The sequence below is a fragment of the Sinomonas terrae genome, assembly GCF_022539255.1.
In the GTDB taxonomy this organism is placed as follows: Bacteria; Actinomycetota; Actinomycetes; order Actinomycetales; family Micrococcaceae; genus Sinomonas; species Sinomonas terrae.
Genome location: NZ_JAKZBV010000002.1, coordinates 1 through 21,141 on the forward strand (window position 1 = coordinate 1; position 21,141 = coordinate 21,141).

At 68.1% G+C, this 21,141-nt stretch carries 18 protein-coding genes; 3 read left to right on the plus strand and 15 right to left on the minus strand.

All coding sequences use genetic code 11. The features are described from left to right. Positions 1 to 301: 301 nt before the first annotated feature. The 7 genes from L0M17_RS20795 to L0M17_RS20825 all read right to left on the minus strand — a co-directional run bounded on the left by L0M17_RS20795 (position 302) and on the right by L0M17_RS20825 (position 8,621). A complete protein-coding gene (locus tag L0M17_RS20795) occupies positions 302 to 1,831 on the minus strand; it encodes a family 1 glycosylhydrolase (protein ID WP_241056536.1) in 1,530 nt (509 codons plus the stop codon). A 77-nt stretch (positions 1,832 to 1,908) separates the two neighbouring features. After that, the gene (locus L0M17_RS20800) at positions 1,909 to 2,802 is read right to left on the minus strand and encodes a carbohydrate ABC transporter permease (protein ID WP_241056537.1); all 894 of its coding nucleotides are present in this window, start codon (positions 2,800 to 2,802) and stop codon (positions 1,909 to 1,911) included. Then, the gene (locus L0M17_RS22810; protein ID WP_241056538.1) at positions 2,799 to 3,755 is read right to left on the minus strand and encodes a carbohydrate ABC transporter permease; all 957 of its coding nucleotides are present in this window, start codon (positions 3,753 to 3,755) and stop codon (positions 2,799 to 2,801) included. Before L0M17_RS22810 ends, L0M17_RS20800 begins: the two co-directional genes overlap by 4 nt. Positions 3,756 to 3,872: 117 nt before the next feature. After that, the gene (locus tag L0M17_RS20810; RefSeq protein ID WP_241056539.1) at positions 3,873 to 5,276 is read right to left on the minus strand and encodes an ABC transporter substrate-binding protein; all 1,404 of its coding nucleotides are present in this window, start codon (positions 5,274 to 5,276) and stop codon (positions 3,873 to 3,875) included. A gap of 150 nt (positions 5,277 to 5,426) precedes the next feature. After that, a complete protein-coding gene (locus tag L0M17_RS20815) occupies positions 5,427 to 6,455 on the minus strand; it encodes a zinc-dependent alcohol dehydrogenase (protein ID WP_241056541.1) in 1,029 nt (342 codons plus the stop codon). A 91-nt stretch (positions 6,456 to 6,546) separates the two neighbouring features. Continuing rightward, positions 6,547 to 7,587, minus strand: coding sequence for a LacI family DNA-binding transcriptional regulator (locus L0M17_RS20820; protein WP_241056542.1), 1,041 nt, complete (start codon positions 7,585 to 7,587; stop codon positions 6,547 to 6,549). After that, on the minus strand, positions 7,575 to 8,621 hold the full coding sequence (locus L0M17_RS20825; protein WP_241056543.1) for a Gfo/Idh/MocA family protein: 1,047 nt from the start codon (positions 8,619 to 8,621) through the stop codon (positions 7,575 to 7,577). Before L0M17_RS20825 ends, L0M17_RS20820 begins: the two co-directional genes overlap by 13 nt. 228 nt (positions 8,622 to 8,849) lie before the next feature. Between L0M17_RS20825 and L0M17_RS20830 the strand changes: the two genes are divergently transcribed. From L0M17_RS20830 to L0M17_RS20840, 3 genes are all read left to right on the plus strand, one after another. Beyond that, positions 8,850 to 9,875, plus strand: coding sequence for a DUF4432 family protein (locus tag L0M17_RS20830; RefSeq protein ID WP_241056544.1), 1,026 nt, complete (start codon positions 8,850 to 8,852; stop codon positions 9,873 to 9,875). Beyond that, a complete protein-coding gene (locus L0M17_RS20835) occupies positions 9,875 to 11,050 on the plus strand; it encodes a hypothetical protein (protein WP_241056545.1) in 1,176 nt (391 codons plus the stop codon). The genes L0M17_RS20830 and L0M17_RS20835 overlap by 1 nt, the downstream gene beginning before the upstream one ends. A gap of 390 nt (positions 11,051 to 11,440) precedes the next feature. Then, positions 11,441 to 11,998 (plus strand): (Fe-S)-binding protein, encoded by a 558-nt coding sequence (locus tag L0M17_RS20840; protein ID WP_241056546.1) that lies wholly within the window; start codon positions 11,441 to 11,443, stop codon positions 11,996 to 11,998. Positions 11,999 to 12,010: 12 nt separating this feature from the next. Here L0M17_RS20840 and L0M17_RS20845 read toward each other — a convergent pair whose 3' ends face one another. The 8 genes from L0M17_RS20845 to L0M17_RS20880 all read right to left on the minus strand — a co-directional run bounded on the left by L0M17_RS20845 (position 12,011) and on the right by L0M17_RS20880 (position 21,125). Then, a complete protein-coding gene (locus L0M17_RS20845) occupies positions 12,011 to 13,081 on the minus strand; it encodes a LacI family DNA-binding transcriptional regulator (protein ID WP_241056547.1) in 1,071 nt (356 codons plus the stop codon). An 88-nt stretch (positions 13,082 to 13,169) separates the two neighbouring features. Continuing rightward, positions 13,170 to 14,213 carry a LacI family DNA-binding transcriptional regulator gene (locus L0M17_RS20850; RefSeq protein ID WP_241056548.1) on the minus strand — a complete coding sequence of 348 codons (1,044 nt, stop codon included), beginning with the start codon at positions 14,211 to 14,213 and terminating at the stop codon, positions 13,170 to 13,172. A gap of 41 nt (positions 14,214 to 14,254) precedes the next feature. After that, positions 14,255 to 15,505: an ROK family protein gene (locus tag L0M17_RS20855; RefSeq protein WP_241056549.1), complete on the minus strand. Its 1,251-nt coding sequence runs from the start codon at positions 15,503 to 15,505 to the stop codon at positions 14,255 to 14,257. A gap of 115 nt (positions 15,506 to 15,620) precedes the next feature. Further along, the gene (locus L0M17_RS20860; protein WP_241056550.1) at positions 15,621 to 16,514 is read right to left on the minus strand and encodes a carbohydrate ABC transporter permease; all 894 of its coding nucleotides are present in this window, start codon (positions 16,512 to 16,514) and stop codon (positions 15,621 to 15,623) included. 5 nt (positions 16,515 to 16,519) lie between these two features. Beyond that, complete coding sequence (locus L0M17_RS20865; protein ID WP_241056552.1) at positions 16,520 to 17,428, minus strand: carbohydrate ABC transporter permease; 909 nt, start codon at positions 17,426 to 17,428, stop codon at positions 16,520 to 16,522. Further along, positions 17,425 to 18,786, minus strand: coding sequence for an ABC transporter substrate-binding protein (locus L0M17_RS20870; RefSeq protein ID WP_241056553.1), 1,362 nt, complete (start codon positions 18,784 to 18,786; stop codon positions 17,425 to 17,427). The genes L0M17_RS20865 and L0M17_RS20870 overlap by 4 nt, the downstream gene beginning before the upstream one ends. 138 nt (positions 18,787 to 18,924) lie before the next feature. Beyond that, positions 18,925 to 19,935, minus strand: coding sequence for a sugar phosphate isomerase/epimerase family protein (locus L0M17_RS20875; protein ID WP_241056554.1), 1,011 nt, complete (start codon positions 19,933 to 19,935; stop codon positions 18,925 to 18,927). Between the two features lie 2 nt (positions 19,936 to 19,937). Further along, complete coding sequence (locus tag L0M17_RS20880; RefSeq protein ID WP_241056555.1) at positions 19,938 to 21,125, minus strand: Gfo/Idh/MocA family protein; 1,188 nt, start codon at positions 21,123 to 21,125, stop codon at positions 19,938 to 19,940. Positions 21,126 to 21,141: the final 16 nt, after the last annotated feature.

Sequence of the window (21,141 nt, forward strand, 5' to 3'; positions counted from 1 at the left end):
GCGCCCCGGCAATCTTCCCCGGCAGACATGTCCGACTTCCAGTCCACCATTCACAGGAACCGGCGCGAAAGCCCATATCCCAGCCCCTCAGCCTGAGCTGGCACTTCAAGCTAGAACACCCAGTCCCGGCTCCATGCTCACAGCTGCGTCACACACTTCGGAAGCCGGAAGGAAAGGAGCTGTCAGCGCCGGTGCCGATGGCGGAGGTTTTCGACTACAGGGCGAAGAACTCGGACATTTGGGCAGACTGCTGCCAACTGGCCCCTGCACCCCAAGCAAGACTCGTCGCAAGGACGACTGCTCAACCTACCCGACCCGCATACCGTTCAGTGAATGTGGTTGCGATGCGGGCCTTGTCCCCGCTGCGCAGCGCCGCGATCAGTTCGGCGTATACCGGCCCGGCAGGCTCGCCGAGGGCGTCCGTCTCTGCGATTGTCCCGGTGCCGTAGTCGTAGCCGTAGAGGCCGAGGCGTGGCTCGTAGCCCGCCTCCCATTCGAAGTCGTCGGTCAGCGACCAGTACAGGTATCCATGGATCGGGACGCCTTCAGCCAGGGCGCGGACTGCGACCATGAGGTACGCCTTGAGGTATCGCTCGCGGTTCCAGCCGTCCGGGCGGGGCTGGGCGGGGGCGCCCGGCGCCTGGCGCAGGGCCAGGCTGTTCTCCCCGAGGTACAGGGGCAGACCGGTGTTGCCGTCGTTGTAGGCGTGGATGAAGGTGTGGTAAACGTCCGTGTCGACGTCGAATTCCCACCACTTCGGTCGCTTCCGGGGGTCGCCCTCGGACTTCGCCGGCCCGAGGGGCTCGTAGACGTTCACCGAGAGGTAGTCGAGCTTCTCGTCGCGGTCCGAGGCGTAGAGCGCCTCGAGGGTCTTGGTGAGCATTTCCGGCCTGATTGCTGCAGCGGCGAGCTGCCTCTGCTGCCGGTACGCCGCGTACTGTTCGTCGGTGAGCTTCGCCCGCGCGAGGGCGTCCATCCGGGTGTCCCATGCCTCGCGCTGCCGGGCGAGCCATTCGCCCGTCCGCTCCCGCCGCACGCCGGAGCTGCGCAGGCGGGCGATGTCGAGGAAGAGCCTGTCGTGCTCGTATTCGATGGCGCTGGCGGTCCCGAACCCCACGCGTGGGGTTGGCCAGCCCTTCCTGGCGAACAGGTCGTGCAGCCCGTCGTAGATGCGGATGTGCCTCGAGAGGATGTTGTCGTACGCCGGGGCCAGGCTGGCCTGATCGGGTGCGCTGGTGCTCCTGAGCGGTCCGACGAAGTAGATCAGCGGGACCAGGTTGAGTTCGTTGAAGGTGATGAAGTGGTCCATGACCTCGACGCCGGCCTCGGATAGCCGGTCGTTGACCTCCTCGACGACGCGGAGTTCGTAGTCGACGAGCAGGTCGGGGCCTTCATCGCCGAGCCAGATGCTCTCGCCCAGCCAGGCGGGATGGGTGAAGTGGTGGAGTGTGACGATCGGCTGCATCCGGTGGCTTCGGACGCAGGAGATCATGTCCGCGTAGCGGTCCAGCGCCCGAGGGTCCCAGGCCGGCGGTTTGGCGGGTGCGAGGGTGGTGGCGGGTTGGACGCGGGACCAGTCGAGGCCCATCCTGAAGGCGTTGAGCCCGAGGGAGGCGGCCAGCTCGATGTGCTGCTTGTATTCGCTCCAGAAGCGGGTTGCCGCACCCGAGACTGGGACCCGTCCGTCCCGTTCGAAATAGCCGTAGTTGTTCTGGGGCCCGGCCGGGGTGTTGTACCCGCCTTCGCTCAGGTACGGTGCGTTGGCCACCCCGAAGAAGAAGTTCTCCGGGGCGAAGGCGGTGCCGAATTCGCAGTCGAGCCTCAGATTCATGCGTGTCCCCTTCCGCGGGCAGTTGCCCGGTTTCTTCGCGACGGGTAGTTGGTGTACTGCGTAGAGGGCTCCGGCTGTCAGTCCCCGGCCAGCGAGCCTGCGGATATGCCGCTTGCCACGAACTTTTGGACGAAGGGGAACACGATGAGTGCCGGCAGGATCGAGATGAGGGACCCGGTGAAGATCTCCCCGTAGGGCGGCGTGCCCACTGTGGGGTCGTGGAGCTGGCTCACCCAGGTGCCCAAGCCCAGGGTCGTCGAGAACAGGTCGCCCCTGCTGACGATGACCAGTGGGAGGAAGTAGTTGTTCCAGGCCCCCACGAGGGAGAGCAGGAAGATGGTCGCCATGCCGGGCATCAGCAGCCTCAATGCCACGGAGTGGAAGAGCCGGAATTCCCCGACCCCGTCGATCCTGCCGGCATCGAGCAGGGCAGCCGGGATCGCCTGCTGGGCGTAGACGTAGATGAAGAACACCCCGAGCGGGTAGACGCTCAGGGGCAGGATGACTCCCAGATAGGAGTTGGTCAGCCCCAGGGACGACTCCAGGACGAAAGTCGGGATGGTCAGGGCCGTGGCCGGGATGGCGAGGGAGGCGACCACCACCGCCAGGAGGAGGCTCCGGCCGCGGAACCTGAACCAGGCCAGGAGGTACCCGGCCATCGTGGCGCAGTAGACCCCCAGTGCTGCGCTCAGCCCGGAGTACACCGCAGAGTTCACGAGCCAGAGCCCGTACTGGCCGCCCTGGAAGCCGAGCGTCTTGGCGAGGTTGTCCCCGTAGGACAGGTCGGGGCCCGGCACGAGGGTAGAGCTGGTGAACAGTGACTCCTGGCTCTTCCCCGAGGCCACGACGAGCCAGTAGAGCGGACCCAGGACGACCACTGCGGCCAGGGCCAGGACCGCGGTGACTGCGAGCACCTTGAGCCGTTCGGCCCTCTTCGGCCTCCGTGCGGTGGTGATGCGGGGGGTGGTCATGTCCGGTTCCTCCTTCTGGCCAGCAGTGTGAAGACGAGGGCGGCACCGATGGTCAGCGCTGCGAGAATCATCGACTCGGCGCTGGCGAGTGGGATGTTCCCGAACCGGAAGGCCGTGTTGTAGATCAGCAGGTTCGGCGTGTAGTTCGCCGGCAGCGGATGGATGAAGTTGATGACGTCGGGCTCGTTGAACAGCTGGAACGTGCCGATGAGGGAGGCGAAGCAGGTGAACGCGATGATGGGCCGGAGCATCTTGAGCTTGATGTGCCAAGCGAGCCGGAACTCTCCGCAGCCGTCCAGCCGGGCCGCGTCGACGACGGCTGCCGGGATGGAGGTGAGTCCGGCGAGGAAGAGGGTGATGTTGTACCCGGTCCACTCCCAGGTGACGATCGTGAGGATGACGTAGAAGACCCCTCCGGACTCGAGGGGGGAGGCGTTGGCCGCCCGCAGCAGCGAGTCGGTCTGCGGGGAGAGGATGAATGCCCACATGATGGCGGCGATGACTCCCGGGACGGCATAGGGGAGGAAGTAGATGATGCTGAACGCGCTCTTCCCCCTGCAGTACTTGCTGTCCAGGAGCAGGGCGAGGGCGAGGGCCAGCGACAGCATCACCGCCACCTGAACGACGGTGAACAGGGACATCTGCACCATGCTCGACCAGAAGTCCGCCGACCCGGCTGCGGTCTCGTAGTTCATCGTCCCTGCGAACCCTCCGGTCAGGGGGGACTGCAGGCTCTCGAGGAGCGCGTAGACCAGGGGGCCGACGAAGAAGATGGCGTAGAGGATCCCGAACGGCACAGCCAGCACGAGCGGCACGCGCTTACCGGTCCTCCGTCTGATGCCCGTCCCCTTCCTGCCCGGATCGGACCTGCCGATCGGTGCGGCTGCCGTAGCCGAGGCGGCGGGGCCTCCAGCGGCCAGCTCGGGTTCTGCTGTGCGGGGCGGATTGCGCACGCGCTGCGCCTCCTTTTTTCTGACTGGCGGTTGGTTGAAGAGCCGGCGCTCGCCGGAGCCCTTGCGGTCCTCCGGATCTCAGGGACGCCCGGGGGACCGCAAGGGCCGGCCGGTGGCCTATTCGGTGATGGTGTAGCCCTGGCTCTTGGCGAACGAGACCAGGGCCTTCTGGACATTGGGCAGGACGTCGGTGAATGCCTCTTGGCCGGAGGTGGCCTTGGTCAGCTCGGTTGCCATGGTGGAGTCGACGAATCCGGTCCAGGGGCTCCAGGTGAAGGAGGTGGTGATGTCCTTGGTCAGCTTGTCGTAGGTGGCGTTGACGTTGGTGTTGCCGAACAGCGGAGAGGGCTTGTTGAACGAATCGACCGTGGCGCGGGCGTTGGCGGAGGGGAAGAGGCCCCTCCCGCCGTCCGGCCCGGACTCGGCGCTCAGTTGGAGCTCCGGCTGGGCAAGGTTGATATAGGCCGCAAAGAGCGCGGCCGCGCCGGGGTTGGGGGCTGCCTTCGGCACGACGTTGATCGAGGCGACGTCGGAGGAATTGGACCTGACCCCGGGGGTGATGTCCGGGAGGTGGGTGAGGGCGAGCGCCTGGCTCCCGGGCTTGATGTTCGGGGCCAGCTGGTAGGTCGGCCCCCAAGCGGGCAGGAAGTAGGACGCATACGTGCCGTTGGCGATCCTCTGGGAGTCCGCCGGCGTGTAGGAAGCTACCGGGAGAACCGCGTGCTCGTCGATCAGCTTCCCCCAGTAGTCCATGACCGCCTTGGTCTGGGGGGTGTCCAGGCTGATCTTCCAGCTCTGGGGGCCCGTCTGCTGATAGACGTTGATGCCCGCCTGCCAGAGCAAGTCCATCACGAAGCCTGCGCTGTTCGTTGGGAACTCCGTCATGTACTTCGAGGGATCGGCGGCGTGGAGCTTGACGGCGTCGTCGGCAAACTGGGCCTGGGTTTCGGGGACCGGCAGCCCGTACTTCTGAAGCAGGTCCGGGCGGTAGGCCAAGCCCATCGTCCCCCAGTCTTCCGGCACGCCGTAGACGCCGCTCCCGGAGGTGACGTCCGCCCAGGCGAAGTCGGGGAAGTAGCTCTTGTACTGGTTGACGTAGGGGGAGAGGTCGAGCAGCTTGTTCGTCGCGACGAACTCCGGCAGCTGGGGCCACTGCAGCTGCGAGACGTCCGGCGCCCCCGATCCCGCCAGGAGGGCCGCCTTGAGCTTGGTGAAGGTGGGGGTTCCGGAGCCTGGGTTGTAGGCCGTGACGGTGATGTTGGGGTACTGCTTCTCGAAGGCGGCGATGACCTTGTCCGCATTGGTCGTCCAGGTCCACCAGGTCAGATGCACCTGCTTCGTGTACTGGGGGAAGTCAGGGTAGGGATGGCTGGACGAGTAGGGCGCGGTGACGGAGCTGGGGGTGTCCGAGGCGGCCGGCGGTGCACCGGACACGCATCCGGTGAGCGCGGTGGCCACCGCTGCCGCAGTGGCGACCGCGCCGAGACCCCGTCGCACCAGTGCTTTCGGGTTGTGGGTCATCGTTGACTCCTTTCAGTGGGAGGAAGCGGCTCGTTGGAAGGGCCGAACCATTACGTTGGGGTTTTTCGTGAACCGGTTCATTCTGTTGTTGCGGATATTCCTGACGTGGCCGAGGCGAACGGCGCGGATGCCGGCGCTGTGCCGCGGGGGTCACTCCAGACCGGCGCGGCTCCAGTCGAAGACCATGCCCAGGCCCTGCTGGGGGTCGTTCAGGACGATGTCGTACGCGGACGCCGGGTCGTCGAAGGGCATCCTGTGGGTGATTAGCGGGTCGATGACGAGGCGCTCCGCGGCGAGGTCTTCGGCGATGCCGCGGTCGGCGTCCTTCCCGTCCCATGCGCAGGGGAAGACCACTGTGGCCCGCTTGAGGTGCGTGGCGTGGAAGTCGATCCGGATGGGGTCGGGGTAGTAGCCCTGCAGGCAGATCCTGCCCTCGGGACGCACGAGGTCCACGCAGAGGCCGAAGAGGCCGCTGTTTCCGGTGGTGTCGACGACCACGTCGGCGCCTTGGGGGGCCTCCGTGCGGATGAAGTCTGCGAGGTCGCGGCCCGAGCTGTTGACGGCCACGTCCGCGGAGTACTTTCCGGCCGCCTCGACTCGGCTGTCGATCAGGTCCGCGGCGAGCACCCGGGCCCCGCGCCGCCGCGCGGCCTGCGCTGCCATCTGCCCGATCATGCCCAGGCCGAGGACGAGGACTGTCTCGCCGGCGGCGATACCGGTGAGCCTGGCACCGTGCCGGGCCACGCCGGCCATCCTGTAGAGGGAGGCTTCGGCGAGGTCGACGGCGGGCGGCAGCGGCAGGACTGCGTCCGCCCGGGCGACGAGGAGCCCGACATGGGAGGCCAGGCCGGGGCCGGGGTTGGTCAGGCCCGGGTCCTGGAAGCGGGTCCCTTCGAGGGCCACCGGATCCCCGACGGCAAGGTCGCTGACGCCTTCGCCGACCGATTCGACGATGCCGGCTGCCTGGTAGCCGGGGAAGCTCGGATAGTTCCGCTCCGGGTGGTCCTGGTCCAGTCCGAGGTATCGGCCGGTGAGGTGCCAACGCTCGGTACCCTGGCTGACGCCGGAGTATGCCGTGCGGACCCTGACCTCGCCCGGGCCGGGGTCTGGGATCTGGACGTCGATGAGCCGGGCCTCCCCGGGGGAGGTGAAGGCAATCGCTGGGGCTGTGCGTGGCATGTTGCTCCTCGTCGGAGAGGGGCCAGGGGGCCTTGGAGTGCGATCTCGTGTGAGATCGTTCTCACAGCCTCGCGGACAGGTGGCCTTCCCGTCAATGCCCTGCGGGGGACTTTCTTCCCTCGATGTCCTGGGCCCGGGGCGGCGCTGTGGAGCCCCTGAGGACGAGCTCTGCAGTGAAGGTCATCCTGTTGGGCCTACCTGCGTTGCTCTCGATCCTCTGCACGACGAGCTCGGCCGCCATCCGCGCCATCTCGGCGACGGGCTGGCGGACTGTGCTCAGCGGTGGGTGGGTCAGGCTCATCCAGGGAAGGTCGTCGAAGGCAAGCAGCGACATCTGGGACGGGATGCTGAGCCCGCGTTCCCGAAGTGCGGTCACGCAGGCCTCGGCGAGGACGTTGTTGGTGGCGAAGATGGCCGTCGGGCGCGGGGAGGCGCCGAGGAGCTCTGTGGCGTCGGCGACTGCATGGTCGTGCGTGAAGGATCCGGTTCTGACGAGTTCGGGCCTGAAGGGGATCCCGTGCTCCCGCAGGGCGCGCTCATAGCCGAGGAGGCGCTGCTTGGCTGTGGTGAGGTGGGAGGGGCCGGCCAGCACGCCGATGCTCGTGTGCCCGGATTCGATCAGGTGGGACACGGCTGCGGCGGAGACGCGCTCGTTCTCGGCCACGACGCCGTCGCAGCGCAGGCCTGGGACGTACCTGTCGATCTGGACGATCTGGATGCCCTTCTCCTTCAGGCGCTCCAGCTCGGTCCTGTTCCTCCCGGTCGGGACGACGATGAGGCCGTCCACGCCCATGCGCTCGAGAATGAGGAGGTTCTCCCTCTCCTCGTCCCTGTCGTCGTTGTCGTTGCACAGGACGAGGTGGTAGCCGGCCGATTTGAGGGCGTACTCGACGTTCTTGGCGATCATCGAATAGAAGGGATTCTCCATGTCGGCGATCAGGAGCCCGACGAGCCGGGTCCTGCCCTGCCTGAGGCTCCGGGCCGCCTGGTTGGGCACGTAGCCGAGCTCCTCAGCGGCTAGGAGGACCTTCGCCCGGGTGTCCCTGCCCGCGTATCCGTTGCCCGAGAGGACCCTGCCGGCGGTCGCGACGGAGACCCCTGCCCGGACCGCGACATCGGCTATGGTCGGCAAGCCAGTCCTTCGACGTCGGCGCCGTACTCGAGCCCGATGCTGCTCCGCCAGGCGTCCAGGGCCTCCATGTTCCCCAGCGAGTCCGCCGGTGTCATCAGCGGGGATTCGCCCCCGTCCAAGCAGCGGGCGACCTCGTCGGCCTCCGTGGCGTAGAGGTCCCCGTCATCCGGCTGGGCCTCCCACACCCGCCTGCCATGTCGGTTGCTCACCTCGATCGCCGCCGGCCCACCTCGCCCGGGCAGCCAAGGGTCGGTGAGGGTGGCCACGCCGGACGAGCCCCAGACCCGCAGCCTGCTCTCGAGGTTCGTCTCGATCGAGCAGCTGACGCTGGCCCTGAGGCCGCCCTCGAACGAGAGCATCGCCGCAGCGCTGCGGTCGACCCCGTGCTCGTCATCGACGCACCCGGCTCCCGTGATGGAGACCGGTTCAGCGAAAGGGCGCCCGACTGCCAGCCCGGCCAGGAGCCGGCTCATCGCGACCGTATAGCAGCCCACGTCCAGGATGCTGCCGCCTGCGAGTTCCCGGCGCAGCAGGTAGTTCCGCGGGGCCGGGCCGGCGTCGTAGCCGAAGGAAGCTTCCACGAGCCGGACCTCCCCCACCTCACCGGCTGACAGCAGAGACGTGAGGCGGCTCGTCTGCGGATGGAAGCGGAAGGCGAAGCCCTCCATGAGCAGGATCCGCCCAGCCCTCGCAACCTCGAGCGCCTCCCGCGCCTGCGCCGAGTTGACTGTCAGGGGCTTCTCGCAGAGCACGTGCTTGCCGCGCTCGGCGGCCTGCGCGATGAGCTCGGCGTGGGTGGTGTGGGGGGTGGCGATGTAGACCGCGTCGACCGCGCGGTCCTCCAGCGCAGCCGCGTAGCTCCCGTGGCAGCGCTCTGCACCGAACCTGTGGCCGAACCCCTCGGCGCTCTCGATCGTCCGGCTGCCGACCGCCACCAGACGCCCCGTCTCGCTCAGCGGCAGCGATGCCGCGAACGCATGCGCGATCTTTCCCGTGCCGAGGATGGCCCATCCCAGGACTCTGCTGTGACTCATAGGTCTCTCTTCTCCACGCGCCGGTCGCGGGACCGCCATAGGACTTTGTGGGGACGTTATCACGGACGGCGCCCCGGATTACGGCGTCCCGGTCCCAGCTTCTGGTGCAGGTATGAATCCCGTTCACGTCCGCCTGCCAGAAGAAGAGACGGGAAGCCCTCTTGCCCTAGGCGGCGCCTGCCGCTACGGTCGTCCTGTTTGGTACGTATAATTTTAGGAGGTGGCAGGGTGCGGGTAGGCCGAGAGAGCTACTCGCGCCAGCAGGTCGAGCGTCTGGTCGGCGACCTCCGGCAGCTCGCCGACGTCGCCCCTTTCGCCTTCACGGACGGGCCGGCCCGCGGCATGAGGGGTTTGGCACTCCGCCTGGTCGGAGGCTTCAGCTTCGATGTGCTCCTCGATCGCGGAATGGACATCGGCCACGCCTCGGTGGGGGGAGAGCCCCTGTCCTGGCGCTCCCCGAGAGGGCCCGTAGCGCCAGCATTCGCCGAGCACACCGGATCGGGCTGGACCCGGACGTTCGGCGGTGGCCTCCTGACCACGTGCGGAATGATGAGCATCGGTGCCGCCTCCCGGGACGGGGAAGAGCTCGGCCTCCACGGCAGGGTCGCGAGCCTCCCAGCCGAAAGCGTCTCCCATCGTTGGGAATGGAGCGGCGACGAACTGGACATCGTGGTCGGAGGCCGTGTCGTCGAGACCGACCTCGGCGGGCCGACGCTGGAACGGCACCGCGCCATCCGCGCCCGTGCCGGCGCCCCCGTCCTCCGCATCGAGGACACCGTCACCAACACCGGCTCCGTGGACGCACCGCACATGTACCGCTACCACGCCAACTTCGGCTTCCCATTCATCCGCCCCGGAGACGTCATGGATCTGGGAGGTGCCCTTGCCGGATGGCGGGCAGATGCGCCCCCCGCGGGCGAAGCGTGGAACCGCATCCTCGAGCCATCCCCTGGGGCCCGCGAGGAAGTCCTCTACGTCGAGACGAACCACCCCGCAGACGCGGGCACAGCCACGGTCCGGCGTGCAGGTGCCGAGCACCCGCACCTGACCCTCGAATGGCGCCACGAGACCATGCCCGTGCTGGTGGTCTGGAAGTTCCCCCGAGCCCGCACCAATGTCCTCGGGCTCGAACCCTCCACCGCCAGAGACGAAGGGCGCCCTGCAGCACGGGCCCGAGGCGAGGTCATCACCCTCAAGCCCGGCGACTCCCGCACCTACACCCTCACCATCACAGCGAACAAAGGACACTCCTGATGAGCTCCATCGCCGAGCAGCTGGCCAAGGCCGTCGCCGAACACGACGGGGTGCTCCCCCTCGACGCGGCCTTGGTCGCCCGCGACTGGCTGCCGGCCGGACGTCGGCTCGGCCTGGGGGAGGACCAGTACGACGTCGGGGAGCGCGGCACGATCTGCGAACGCTGGCTCGGCTCGACCACCCACGCGGACAACGCAGTCGGACCCGACGACGAGGGAATCAGCTACATCCGTCCCGCAAGCGGTGCGCCGATCAGCCTGGCCGAAGCCATCAGCGCTGACCCGGCCGCCATCCTCGGGCAGGACTACGCCCGCTCCCACGGCGGCCTCGGCCGCCTCGCCAAGATCTACGACTTCGCAGCCCGTATCCCCTTCCACATCCACCCACCCAAGGACCAGGCGGCCAAGGTCGGCAGGAACTCCAAGGACGAGGCCTACTACTTCCCCGCTGGGGTCGAGATGGGGGCCCATCCCGAGACCTTCTTCGGCCTCCACCCCGGCATCGCAGCATCCCGTCGCGCCGACCTCCTGCTCGATCAGCTCACCGCGTGGGACTCCGACGACATCCTCCAGTACGCGCGGGCCTACAAGCAGATGCCCGAAGACGGGTTCTTCCTGCCCTCGGGCGTCCTGCACGCGCCCGGAACCGCCCTGACCATTGAGCTTCAGGAGGACTCCGACACCCTCGCCATGTTCCAGGCCCTCAACGCCGGCAAGATCATCAGCAAGGACCTCCTCTACAAGGACGTCAGCGAGACCGACAGGGAAGAGCGCGGAGAAGCCGCCCTCCTGGACTGGCTGGACTGGGACGCCAACGGCGACCCCTACTTCTACGAGAACCGCCACATCCCACCGGCCGTCTTCCACGAATCGGAATCCGGGTCCGAGGCCTGGATCTTCTACGGCTCCACCAAATTCAGTGGAAAGCGCCTGGTCGTCCGACCGGGTCAGACCTACACCTGCCGAGAGCACGGAGTGTTCAACCTGCTCGTGTGGCGAGGCGAAGGCCGCATCGGAGGACAGCAGGTCCTCGGCAACACGCCCGGCTCGGACGAGCTGCTCGTGGTCCACGACCGCGCCATCCAAGACCTCGAGTACACCAACACCGGGACAACCGACATGACGATCATCAAATTCTTCGGCCCAGACATCAACCCCGACGCACCCATCCATTGATCCGTGGGTGCTTGACGGCGGACGGCCGGGGAAGAGCCCGAGCGCTGGCGTCCAGACCTGCGCGGCCGACGGGATGTGCGCCACCGCCTGCCCGGTGCTGATCAACACCGGCGACCTCGTCCGGCGGCTGCGCAGGGAGAACGCCGGCAGCCTCCCCCAGGCCGGGTGGAAGGCGGCGGCTGGGCACTGGGACCTCCTCGCTGACCAAAGCAGCAACCGCGCTCGCTCGCGCCGTGCTCGGCACCGAGGCCGTCGCCCAGTACGACCCCAGCCTCCCCCGCGGAGGGACGAGGCGGAAGCCGCGCCGGGACCAGGACGCCCAGGCCGTCTTCTTCCCCGCCTGCATCGGCACCATTCGGCCCAGAAGGCTCAGGGTAGGGCTCCGCGCGCATGTCTGCCCAAGTACTCGAAGGACTCCACGACGCCAGCCGCGGCGGAGCCCTGCCCATCGTCTGCGACGCGGCATCGTGTACGGAGGGCCTGCTCAACATGCAACGGCAGGCCCGAGAAAACGAGCCCTACAGGGCCCTGAGGTTCGTCGACTCGGTGGACTTCGTCCACCGCTCCGTCCTACCCCACCTTCCGGTCTCCGGCCTGCTCGGCTCACTGGCCCTGCACCCGACCTGCTCCTCCACCCAGCTGGGCACCAACCCGGCCCTGGCCGAGATCGCCCACGCCGTGTCCAAAGAAGTCTTCATCCCCGCCGAGTGGGGCTGCTGCGCCTTCGCCGGAGACCGCGGCCTGTTCCACCCAGAACTCACCGACTCCGCCACCAGCGGGCAGGCCCAGGAGATCAGGGACGGGCCATTCGACGCCTATGCCTCCACCAACCGCACCTGCGAACTCGGAATGACCAAGGCCACCGGGCACCCCTACCGCCACGTCCTGGAGATCCTCGAAGAAGCCACAGCGCCAGCTGATGAGACTGTCAGCCGAACGACCTCTTGATGCAGGTGACTGTTAGTGAAGGTGGAAAGGGCTCCTCGGCATGGGGAGGGCGCCGGATGACCCCCGGGGAATGAGTTCTGGCTCGAAGGTGACGTGGTGACTGTGACCTTCAGCCTGGCTCAGCAGCAGTCGGGCCGCAGCGGCGCCCATGTCGAACGAGGGCTGGCGCACTGAGGTGAGGCCGGGCGAGAGGGCGGCCGCGAAGTCCACGTCGTCGTATCCGACCAGCGCCAGATCCTCGGGGACCCGGAGTCCGCGGTCGTGGAGGCCTCGGAGGAGCCCGAGGGCCAGCAGGTCGTTGCCGCAGATCACCCCGGTGGGCTCGCCGCGGACTGCTTGGGCGACCTCTTCCGCCGCCGCAAAGCCGTCTGCCACCGTGCCCTCCCCCGCTGGGAGGACCTCGGTCAGGCAGTCCGCTTCGAGGAGGCCGTGCTCGGCGATCGCCTTCCTCACTCCGGCCCGGCGGTCGGCGGGCCAGGAGGCGGAATCGGAGCAGTTCACCAGGACCAGCTGCCGGTATCCTCTCTCGAGCAGGTGGCCGGCCGCGAGTTCTCCGCCCTTGACGTCGTCGAGCGCGACCGACGACCAACGCTTAGCCGGGGCCCTCTGGTCGATGGTCACAACCCCGAACGGACGGTCCAGGAAGACCTCGGCCAGTTGGAAGCTGCGCCGCGCGGGTGCCAGGATCAGGCCGTCGACCCGGTGGCGCGCGAGTGCTTCGAGGAGCCTCTGCTCGCGGATTGGGTCCAGTCGGGTCGAGGCGACGACGAGAGTCAGGTCGTAGCGGTCCAAGACCTGCTCGACTCCGCGGAGGAGGTCTGCCCAGAAGGGGTTCCCCACGTCGGGCAGGACCACGCCGATCAGGGAACTCCGGCCGTTCTTGAGCTGGCTGGCCACACGGGAGCCGAGGAACCCCAGTTCCTCGATCGACTGCTCGACCCGGGCCCTCAGGTCAGCGCGCACCCGCCCTGGCCTGTTGAGGACATTCGAGACGGTGCCGGTGGAGACACCGGCATGGCGGGCGACGTCGACCAGCTTGGCGGGAACGCGTGCGGGTGACTCGGTCTCAGAGGTCTCGCTCAACCTGCTGCCTCCTCCTCTGCCGGATTAGCCCCACAGCTCCGATCTTCCGCCATTTGGGGCTCCCCGCGGAAGCCTGCCATGTTGCGCCTCATGCTTGTCTCGGCAGGACCGATTCCCGGACTATCAGGTGCGGCTCGAGGACTACAGGGGAAGCGCCCGCCTCCTCCGGGGACAGGTCGAGGGCGACCCGGGCAGCCCGGCGCCCGATTTCGAATGGGTCGATGCGCACCGTGGTCAGGGCGGGTGAGAGGACTTCTGCGAATTCGCTGTCGTCGTAGCCGACGAGCGAGACCTGCTCCGGGACCTTGACCCCGCGGCGGCTCAGGCCCCGCAGAACCCCGAGCGCAAGCATGTCGTTCGCGCAGAACACCGCGCTGACAGCCGGTGTGACCTCCAGCAGTGCTTCCACGGCCGCCATCCCTTCGCGTCCCGTCATGGCCGGGACACTGATCTCGGTCACGCGGGCGTCCGGGCCGGCCCCCGTGTAGGCGCCGAGGAAGCCGCGCGCACGGTCGCGGCACGCCGAGATGCTCCGCGGGCCGTTCACGAAGGCCACCTGACGGTGGCCCTCGGAGAGGAGGTGCTCTGCGGCCATCCGAGCGCCCTTAACATCGTCGACCCCGACCGAGATCACGTCCTCGGCCGTGTCCGCATGGTCCAGGAACACCAGCCTCGTCCCGCGGCGGCGGGCACCGCGCAGCGCCGGCGAATCAGGGGCGACCGGCGCGATGAGCACTGCGCTGACCTGGTGGGATTCGAGGAGGCGGAGGAACTGCTCCTCCTTCTGGGCGGACTGCTCCGAACTGCAGACGATCACCGGCTGTCCCTTGGCGGCGGCGACCTCCTCGGCGCCGCGGACCAGTTCGCCCCAGAACGGGTTGGAGATGTCCAGGACGATGAGTCCCAGTGCCGAGCCCCCTCCTGCCCTGAGGTCCCTGGCCGAGCGGTTGGGGACGAAGTCGAGGGACTCCATCACGGCCATGACCTTCTCGTAGGTGGCCGGAGAGACGACGTCGGGGTGGTTGAGGACGTTGGAGACGGTGGCCTGGGAGACGCCCGCTGCGGCGGCAATGGCCCGGGAGTTCAGCCGCTTCCCGGACGCGGCGGCGAACATGCTCTGGCTGGGTTCCACCGCCGCCCTTCCTGCAGGTCTTGATTCGTATCAGGGCTACTCTAGCCAGTCCGGCGCGCGTACGCCGCCCGCAGGAATCCTCCCTCTGGGGATTGCGAGGCCGGGTCGTCCAGAAGCGGTCCGAAGGCGAGCTCGGCAGCGCCGACCATCAGCAGGTCCGAGCCGAGTGCTCCTGCACGGATCTGGGCGCCTTCGAGAGGCGGTGTCAGGGCCTGTTCTCGCAGCGTTCGGTCCAGGAAGCCTGGGTCGATGGCCTGCAGCGTCGCCAGGAAGCCCGCGAGCACGATCACCTGCGGGTTGAGCGCGTTGACGATGTTCCGGAGCGAGACGGCGAGGAAGCCGAGCTGACGGCGGGCCTCGTCCATGACTGCTTCCCTGTTCGAGGGGGTGAGCGCTGCACCCACGTCTTCGCCGGCCGGAAGTGCTCGGAATCCGGGGCCGAAGGCTGCCAGCAGGGGTTCGGGGCGGACTTCTGTCTCCAGACACCCTCGCGCCCCGCACTGGCACCGCTGGCCCGCGCTGTTGACGAGCGTGTGGCCGAACTCGCCTGCGTAGCCGTCTCCGCCGCCGAACGGCCGGCCGTTCGCGAGGATGCCTCCGCCGATGCCGCTGGAGCCGCCGTTGAGGAAGACCATGTCGGTTGCCCCCCGGCCTGCTCCGAATATGGCCTCCGCGAGGGCTCCGACGTGGGCGTCATTGGCGATCCTCGTCGGCAGCCCCGTCGCCTCCTGGAGGAGCGAGGCAAGGGGAACGTCTTCCCATCCCAAGTGGGGGGCGAGCCTCACAATTCCATCCGAGGACCGCACCAGCCCGGGCGCGGCCACGCCAATCCCGATGGGGGGATGGGCGTCGGAGCCGAGCCCGAGGCCCGCGATCACCTCGGAGGCCCTTTCCACCAGTTCCGAGGGAGTCGGCGGGAGATCGAGGGGGTACCGGATCCGCTGGACGAGGGTTCCGTCCAGCGCCACAGCTCCGATGGTCAGCGCGTCTGTCTCGGGATGGACGGCGATGGCGACTGGACGTCTGGTCGCCGAGACCACCGGGCTCGGCCGGCCCGCCTGATTCGCGCGCTCCGGCTCCGACTCGAAGGCTAGGCCGAGGCCGACCAGCTCTGCGACGAGGTCCGCGACGGTGGACCGGTTCAGTCCGGTTGCCCGCGTGATCTCTGCCCGGGGCACCCGCCTGCGGGAGTGGACGAGCCGCAGGACGCGGGAGAGGTTCTCCCGGCGTACCTGCTCCTGGCTGCTGGCCCTCGGGCCTCGATCCCCGTCGGCTGCATCCAATCTGCTCACCTGCTCTCCCGCCTGGCCCCAGCCGGTCCGCCGGAGGGCAACCCGCAAGGGCTGTCAGGCATCGTAGCCGTCCGCGTCCAGCCAGGACGACTGGACACCGCAGTCGACGGATCGGTCACTTGCCGAAACCGGCGGTGAGGCCCGCGACCAGCTGCCGCCGTCCGAGGACGTACAGGACGAAGATCGGCAGTGTCGAGAGCACCACGGCGGCCAGGATGGCCGGGACATTGATGGAGAACTGGCCTTGGAAGGTCCACAGCGACAGCGGCAGCACCCTCTTGTCGGCGCTCTGGGTCAGCACCAGTGGGAACAGGAACCCGTTCCAGACATTCAGCGCGTTGTAGAGCGTGACGGTGGTGATCGCCGGACGCGAGAGCGGGACGACGAGCGAGATGAACAGCCGCCAATGGCTCGCACCGTCCACCCGCATCGACTCGAACAGCTCGGCGGGGATGTCCCGGATGAAGTTGACCAGGATCAGGACTGTGATCGGGATGGCGAACGCGATCGAGGGCAGGATCAGTGCCAGGAGGGTGTCGTAGAGGTGCGCCTGGCCGATCATGTAGTAGAGCGGGATGATCGTCGCCTGGAGGGGGATCGCCAGCCCGAGCAGGAACAGGGAGAACGTCAGCCGCACCATGCGCGCCCGTGAGCGCACGATGGCGTAGGCCGCCATGAGCGAAACCCCTACGGTCACCACGACGCTCGCCACCGTGACGACGACGCTGTTGCCCAGATAGAGCAGGAAGTCGTTGTCCAAGACAGCCCTGTAGCTGTCCAGGGTCGGGTTGGAGGAGGGCAGGAGCGGGTTCCCGGTGTAGAAGTCGGACTGCCTGCCGATGCTCGTGATGACGATGTAGTAGATGGGGATGATGATGACGCCGAGCCAGACGAAGCCGCCGATCCCTGCGAGGTAATTGGGCCGGACCCTCCTCCGCCCGTTCCGCGGCCGGCGCTTCGGATCCGCCGCGACGGGACGCCGGGTCCGCTCCCGTAGAACTGTAGCCATGTCTCTCAGGATCCTTCCTGCTGGCTTGTCATGCGGCTGAAGCCGGTCAGCTTCGTCAGTCCCAGCGCGAGGAGGAGCCCGATGACGACGAGCAGCATCGCCAGCACGCTCGCATCGCCCATGTCGCTGGAGGCGAACCCTGTGAGGTACATGTCCAGAGGCAGCAGGCGGGTCGAGTAGCCCGGTCCCCCCTGGGTGAGGATGTAGACCACGTCGAAGTAGGTCAGCGACCCGACCACCATGAGCGTCGAGGACGTGACGATGGTGTAGCGCAGCTGCGGCAGGGTGATGTGGAAGAACTGCTGCATCCTGCTGGCGCCGTCCAGTTCTGCGGCCTCGTAGAAGGAGGTCGGGATCTGCCGTGTCCCGGCCTGGTAGAGCAGGGAGTGGAACGGGACGAACTGCCACGCGATGACGAAGATCACGACGTAGAAGACAAGCTGCGGGTTCCCCAGCCAGTCCTGGGCCAGAGCCGGGATGCCGAAGGCCTTGCTGAGCCCGAAGTTCGGGTCCAGGAGCGCCTTGAAGGCGATGCCGATCGCCGCGGAGGACAGGATCAGCGGCAGGAAGTACAGCGCCGCAAGGACGGCGCGGTACCGTTGGCGCCCGGCTGTGAAGACCCCCACCAGGAGGCTGAGGGGCGTCTGGACCAGCCACGAGACGATGATGACCTTGAAGCTCAGGCCCAGGGATTGGAAGGTCACCGGATCCGAGAGCGTCCGGGTCCAGTTGCCCAGCCCGGTCCACGCCGGAGGGTTGATCCCGTCCCATTTGGTGAAGCTGAGCACCGCGGCGAGGATCAGGGGCACGATCGCGAAGATCAGGAAGAATGCCAGCGCTGGCGCGACCATCCAGGAGCTGGGTCCGGTGCGGAGGGAAGCCCCCGCACCGGACTCTGTCTTGACTCTGCTCATTGCCCGATCGTCTTGTTCATGTTGTCGGAGAACTGCTGCGGGGTCTCGGCCTTGTTGAAGAGCAGGTCGAGCTGGGTCCAGAAGGCCGCAGACGGGGCCGGCGCCAGGGCGAGGTCCCATGACATCTGGAAGCTGGGCGCGTCGCTCATCATCTTGTACATGGCGGCAGGGAAGTCTCCCGCCTTCTGGACCCGGTCGTCCAGGCCCTTGAGCGGGGGCACTTCGCCGCTGTTGATCATCCGGTCGGTGTAGCCCTGGTCCCAGAGCCCGTTGACGAGGTAGTCAACGGCGGTCTTTACCTGTGCAGGGGTGGCCTTTGAGGAGATGGCCCAGTAGCTCGACGGGTTGCCTGCGACGTCCTTGGGGTCGCCCTGGCCTCCTGGTACGGCCGGGAACGCCCCGTAGCCGAGCTTGCCGCTGCTGATGAACTTAGGGTCGATCTGCGAGACGCTGGGGTAGTCCCAGGCGCCCTGGAGGAGCATGCCCGCCTTCCCGGAAACCAGGAGGGCGAGGTCGGCGCTGCTGTCTGCCTGGACGGAGGAGAAGCCGTTGACGAAGGCGCCGGCGTCCACGAGCTGCTGGATCATGGTGTTGGCCTTGATGACGGCCGGGTCGGACCAGGCGTTGGGCTTGTTGGCCAGGATGTTCTTGAAGACGTCGGGGCCCCCGAGCCGGTCGACGAGGTATTCCTCCCACATCAGGTACGGCCACTTGCTGCCGCCTCCGAGGGAGATCGGCGCGGCACCGGTGGCCTTGATCTTCGGGATGGCGGCCAGGAGGTCATCCCAGGTCTGCGGCGGCTGGACCCCGGCCTTGGCCAGGACGTCCTTGTTGTAGTAGAAGTGCACCGGCGTCACCGCGGCCATGGGGATGGCGTAGGTCTTGCCGTCGATGACGCCCCCGGCGGCCACCGAGGCAGTGAACTTGTCCTTCAGCGAGGGGTTCTGCTTGACGATGTCGCTGAGGTCCATCACCTTGTTCGCGTCGACGTAGCCCTTGAGCACCCCGCCGCCCCACGTGTAGATCAGGGTCGGGGCCTGGTCCGAGCCGATCGCGGTGCGGATCTTGTCCTTGTACGCATCGGTGGCGAAGTAGGAGGCGTTGATCTGCTCGCTGGGGTGCGCCTTGTTCCAGGCTGTGAAGGAGTCCTGGAACATGTTGTCGGTGCCGCCGCTGCTGACGGCCCAGGTCGTGATCGGGGCGGTTCCCGAGGGCCCGGTTCCCTGCCCGGGCCCGGTGCTGCCGCACGCTGCCATGCCGATGGCGAGGCCCGCGGCCCCTGCTACAGCGAGGCCGCGCCGAACGGATTTCGAACCGACCCGCGGAATTCGGGGGCGATTCTCTTGGAGTAGCTTCATTGCCTTTTCCTTATGGTTGGAGTGGTGGTGGTCTGGGATGGTTGGAGCGGTGCCGGTCTGGGGCTTCTCGGCGATAGGGCGGCTGCGTACGACGGCGGGAGCGCGGCTCCCGCGCACGGCGTCACCGGCTGCTGCTGGTCACCGGCTGCTGCTGAAGGCTGCGTCGAAGGCCGCGGCGGGCGGGGAGATCTGGGCGAGCTGCTTGACGAGGGCGAGGGCCTGGGGTGCCCCGACGAGGCGGTCCATGCCGGCGTCCTCCCACTCGATGCTGGTCGGCCCCTCGTACCCGATCGCGTTGAGGGTGCGGAAGATCGGCTCCCACTGCACGTGCCCGTGGCCGGCGGTGACGAAGTCCCAGCCCCGGCGCGGGTCCGCCCATGCCAGGTGCGAGCCGAGCCGGCCGTTGCGGCCGTCGAGGTGGCGGATCGACTCCTTGACGTGGACGTGGAAGATCTTCTCCGCGAAGTCCTGCAGGAACATGACGGGGTCGAGGTCCTGCCAGATGAAGTGCGAGGGGTCGAAGTTGAGCCCGAAGCCCTCCCGGCCCGCCATGGCCTCGAGCGCGCGCTTGGCCGTCCAGTAGTCGTAGGCGATCTCCGAGGGGTGCACCTCGAGCGCGAACCGGACCCCGACCTCGTCGAAGACGTCCATGATCGGGTTCCACCGGTCCGCGAAGTCCCGGTACCCGGCCTCGATCATCCCGTCCGGGACCGGCGGGAACATCGCCACGGCCTTCCAGATCGCCGAGCCCGTGAACCCGGTGACGGTCTTGACCCCGAGCCGCGCCGCGGCCCGCGCGGTCGCCTTCATCGCCTCGGCCGCGCGCTGCCGCACGCCCTCCGGGTCGCCGTCGCCCCAGACCTCCTCGGAAAGGATCCCGCGGTGCCGTGCGTCGATCGGGTCATCGCACACGGCTTGGCCGGTGAGGTGGTTCGCGATCGCGAAAACCTCCAGCCCGTTGCGCTTGAGGATGTCGAGCCGGTCCTGGACGTAGTCGTCGTCCTCGGCCGCCCGCACCGGGTCGAGGTGGTCGCCCCAGCAGGCGATCTCGAGCCCGTCGAAGCCCCACTCCCCTGCCAGCCGCGCGACCTCCTCGAACGGCAGGTCGGCCCACTGGCCCGTGAACAAGGTAATAGGTCGCGGTGCCATGGTCATGCTCCTTCTACTTTGGTCCAGCGTGATTCGTCCGCGGCGCTCGCCTCGACGGCCTCCAGGACGCGCTGGACCTGCAGCGCGTCCGCGAACGACGGCGCGGGCTGCTTCCCCGCCGCGATGGCCTCCACGAGGTCCACCACCTGGTGGGTGAACGCGTGCTCGTACCCGAGCCCGTGGCCCACCGGCCACCAATGGCCCGTGTACGGGTGCGCGGGCTCGGTGACCTGGATCTTGCGGAAGCCGGCGTTCGGTTCCTGCGCGGCGTCGTAGAGCCACAGCGAGTTCATGTCCTCGAAGTCGAACGCGAGCGAGGCCTCCGAGCCGTTGAGCTCGAGCCGCATCGCGTTCTTGCGGCCCAGGGCGAACCTCGTCGCCTCGAACACGCCCACCGCCCCGCCGTCGAGCCGCGCGCTGAAGACCGCGGCGTCGTCGACCGTCACCGGCCCCTTCGGCCCGCCCGCCTGCCCCGCCCCGCCCAGGCCCACGAAGTCCCCGCCCACCGGCCGTTCCTTCACGAACGTCTCCAGCAGCGCCGAAACCCCCGTGATGTCCTGGCCGGTGATCCACTGGGCGGCGTCGATGATATGGGCGCCGATGTCCCCGAGCGCCCCGGAGCCCGACTTCGTCCTGTCCAGCCGCCACGTCAGCGGCGCATCCTCGTCCGCGAGCCAGTCCTGCAGGTACTGGGCCCGCACGTGCCGGACCGTCCCGAGTGCCCCCGAGTCCACGAGCCGCTTCGCGAGCGCCAGGGCCGGAGTGCGGCGGTACGAGAACCCGCACATCGAGAAGACCCCACGCGCCGCCGCCGCATCCGCCGCCGCCGTCATCCGCTCCGCCTCCGCCACAGAGTTCGCCAGCGGCTTCTCGCACAGCACGTGCTTGCCCGCCTCCAGGGCCGCGACCGCGATCTCGGCGTGAGTGTGGCCTGGAGTGCAGATGTCGACCAGGTCGATGTCCTCCCGCTCGACCAGGCGCCGCCAATCCGTCTCCGCCGACTCCCAGCCCAGCTTCTCCGCCGCCGCCGCCACCCGCTGCGGGTCCCGGCCCGCGACCGCGGCCATCACCGGGGCCAGCGGCAGGTCGAAGAAACGCGGCGCCGTCCGCCATGCCTGTGAGTGCGCCGCACCCATGAACGCGTAGCCCACCATGCCTACGCGCAGAGCAGTACTGCTTCCAGATGTCATTGGTGTGTCTCCAGGA

Excerpts from the sequence above, each read along its gene's own strand:
- L0M17_RS20795 (WP_241056536.1), bottom strand. The coding sequence starts at position 1,831 with ATGAATCTGAGGCTCGACTGCGAATTCGGCACCGCCTTCGCCCCGGAG.
- L0M17_RS20800 (WP_241056537.1), bottom strand. The coding sequence starts at position 2,802 with ATGACCACCCCCCGCATCACCACCGCACGGAGGCCGAAGAGGGCCGAA.
- L0M17_RS20810 (WP_241056539.1), bottom strand. The coding sequence starts at position 5,276 with ATGACCCACAACCCGAAAGCACTGGTGCGACGGGGTCTCGGCGCGGTC.
- L0M17_RS20815 (WP_241056541.1), bottom strand. The coding sequence starts at position 6,455 with ATGCCACGCACAGCCCCAGCGATTGCCTTCACCTCCCCCGGGGAGGCC.
- L0M17_RS20825 (WP_241056543.1), bottom strand. The coding sequence starts at position 8,621 with ATGAGTCACAGCAGAGTCCTGGGATGGGCCATCCTCGGCACGGGAAAG.
- L0M17_RS20835 (WP_241056545.1), top strand. The coding sequence starts at position 9,875 with ATGAGCTCCATCGCCGAGCAGCTGGCCAAGGCCGTCGCCGAACACGAC.
- L0M17_RS20840 (WP_241056546.1), top strand. The coding sequence starts at position 11,441 with ATGTCTGCCCAAGTACTCGAAGGACTCCACGACGCCAGCCGCGGCGGA.
- L0M17_RS20860 (WP_241056550.1), bottom strand. The coding sequence starts at position 16,514 with ATGGCTACAGTTCTACGGGAGCGGACCCGGCGTCCCGTCGCGGCGGAT.
- L0M17_RS20865 (WP_241056552.1), bottom strand. The coding sequence starts at position 17,428 with ATGAGCAGAGTCAAGACAGAGTCCGGTGCGGGGGCTTCCCTCCGCACC.
- L0M17_RS20870 (WP_241056553.1), bottom strand. The coding sequence starts at position 18,786 with ATGAAGCTACTCCAAGAGAATCGCCCCCGAATTCCGCGGGTCGGTTCG.
- L0M17_RS20875 (WP_241056554.1), bottom strand. The coding sequence starts at position 19,935 with ATGGCACCGCGACCTATTACCTTGTTCACGGGCCAGTGGGCCGACCTG.
- L0M17_RS20880 (WP_241056555.1), bottom strand. The coding sequence starts at position 21,125 with ATGACATCTGGAAGCAGTACTGCTCTGCGCGTAGGCATGGTGGGCTAC.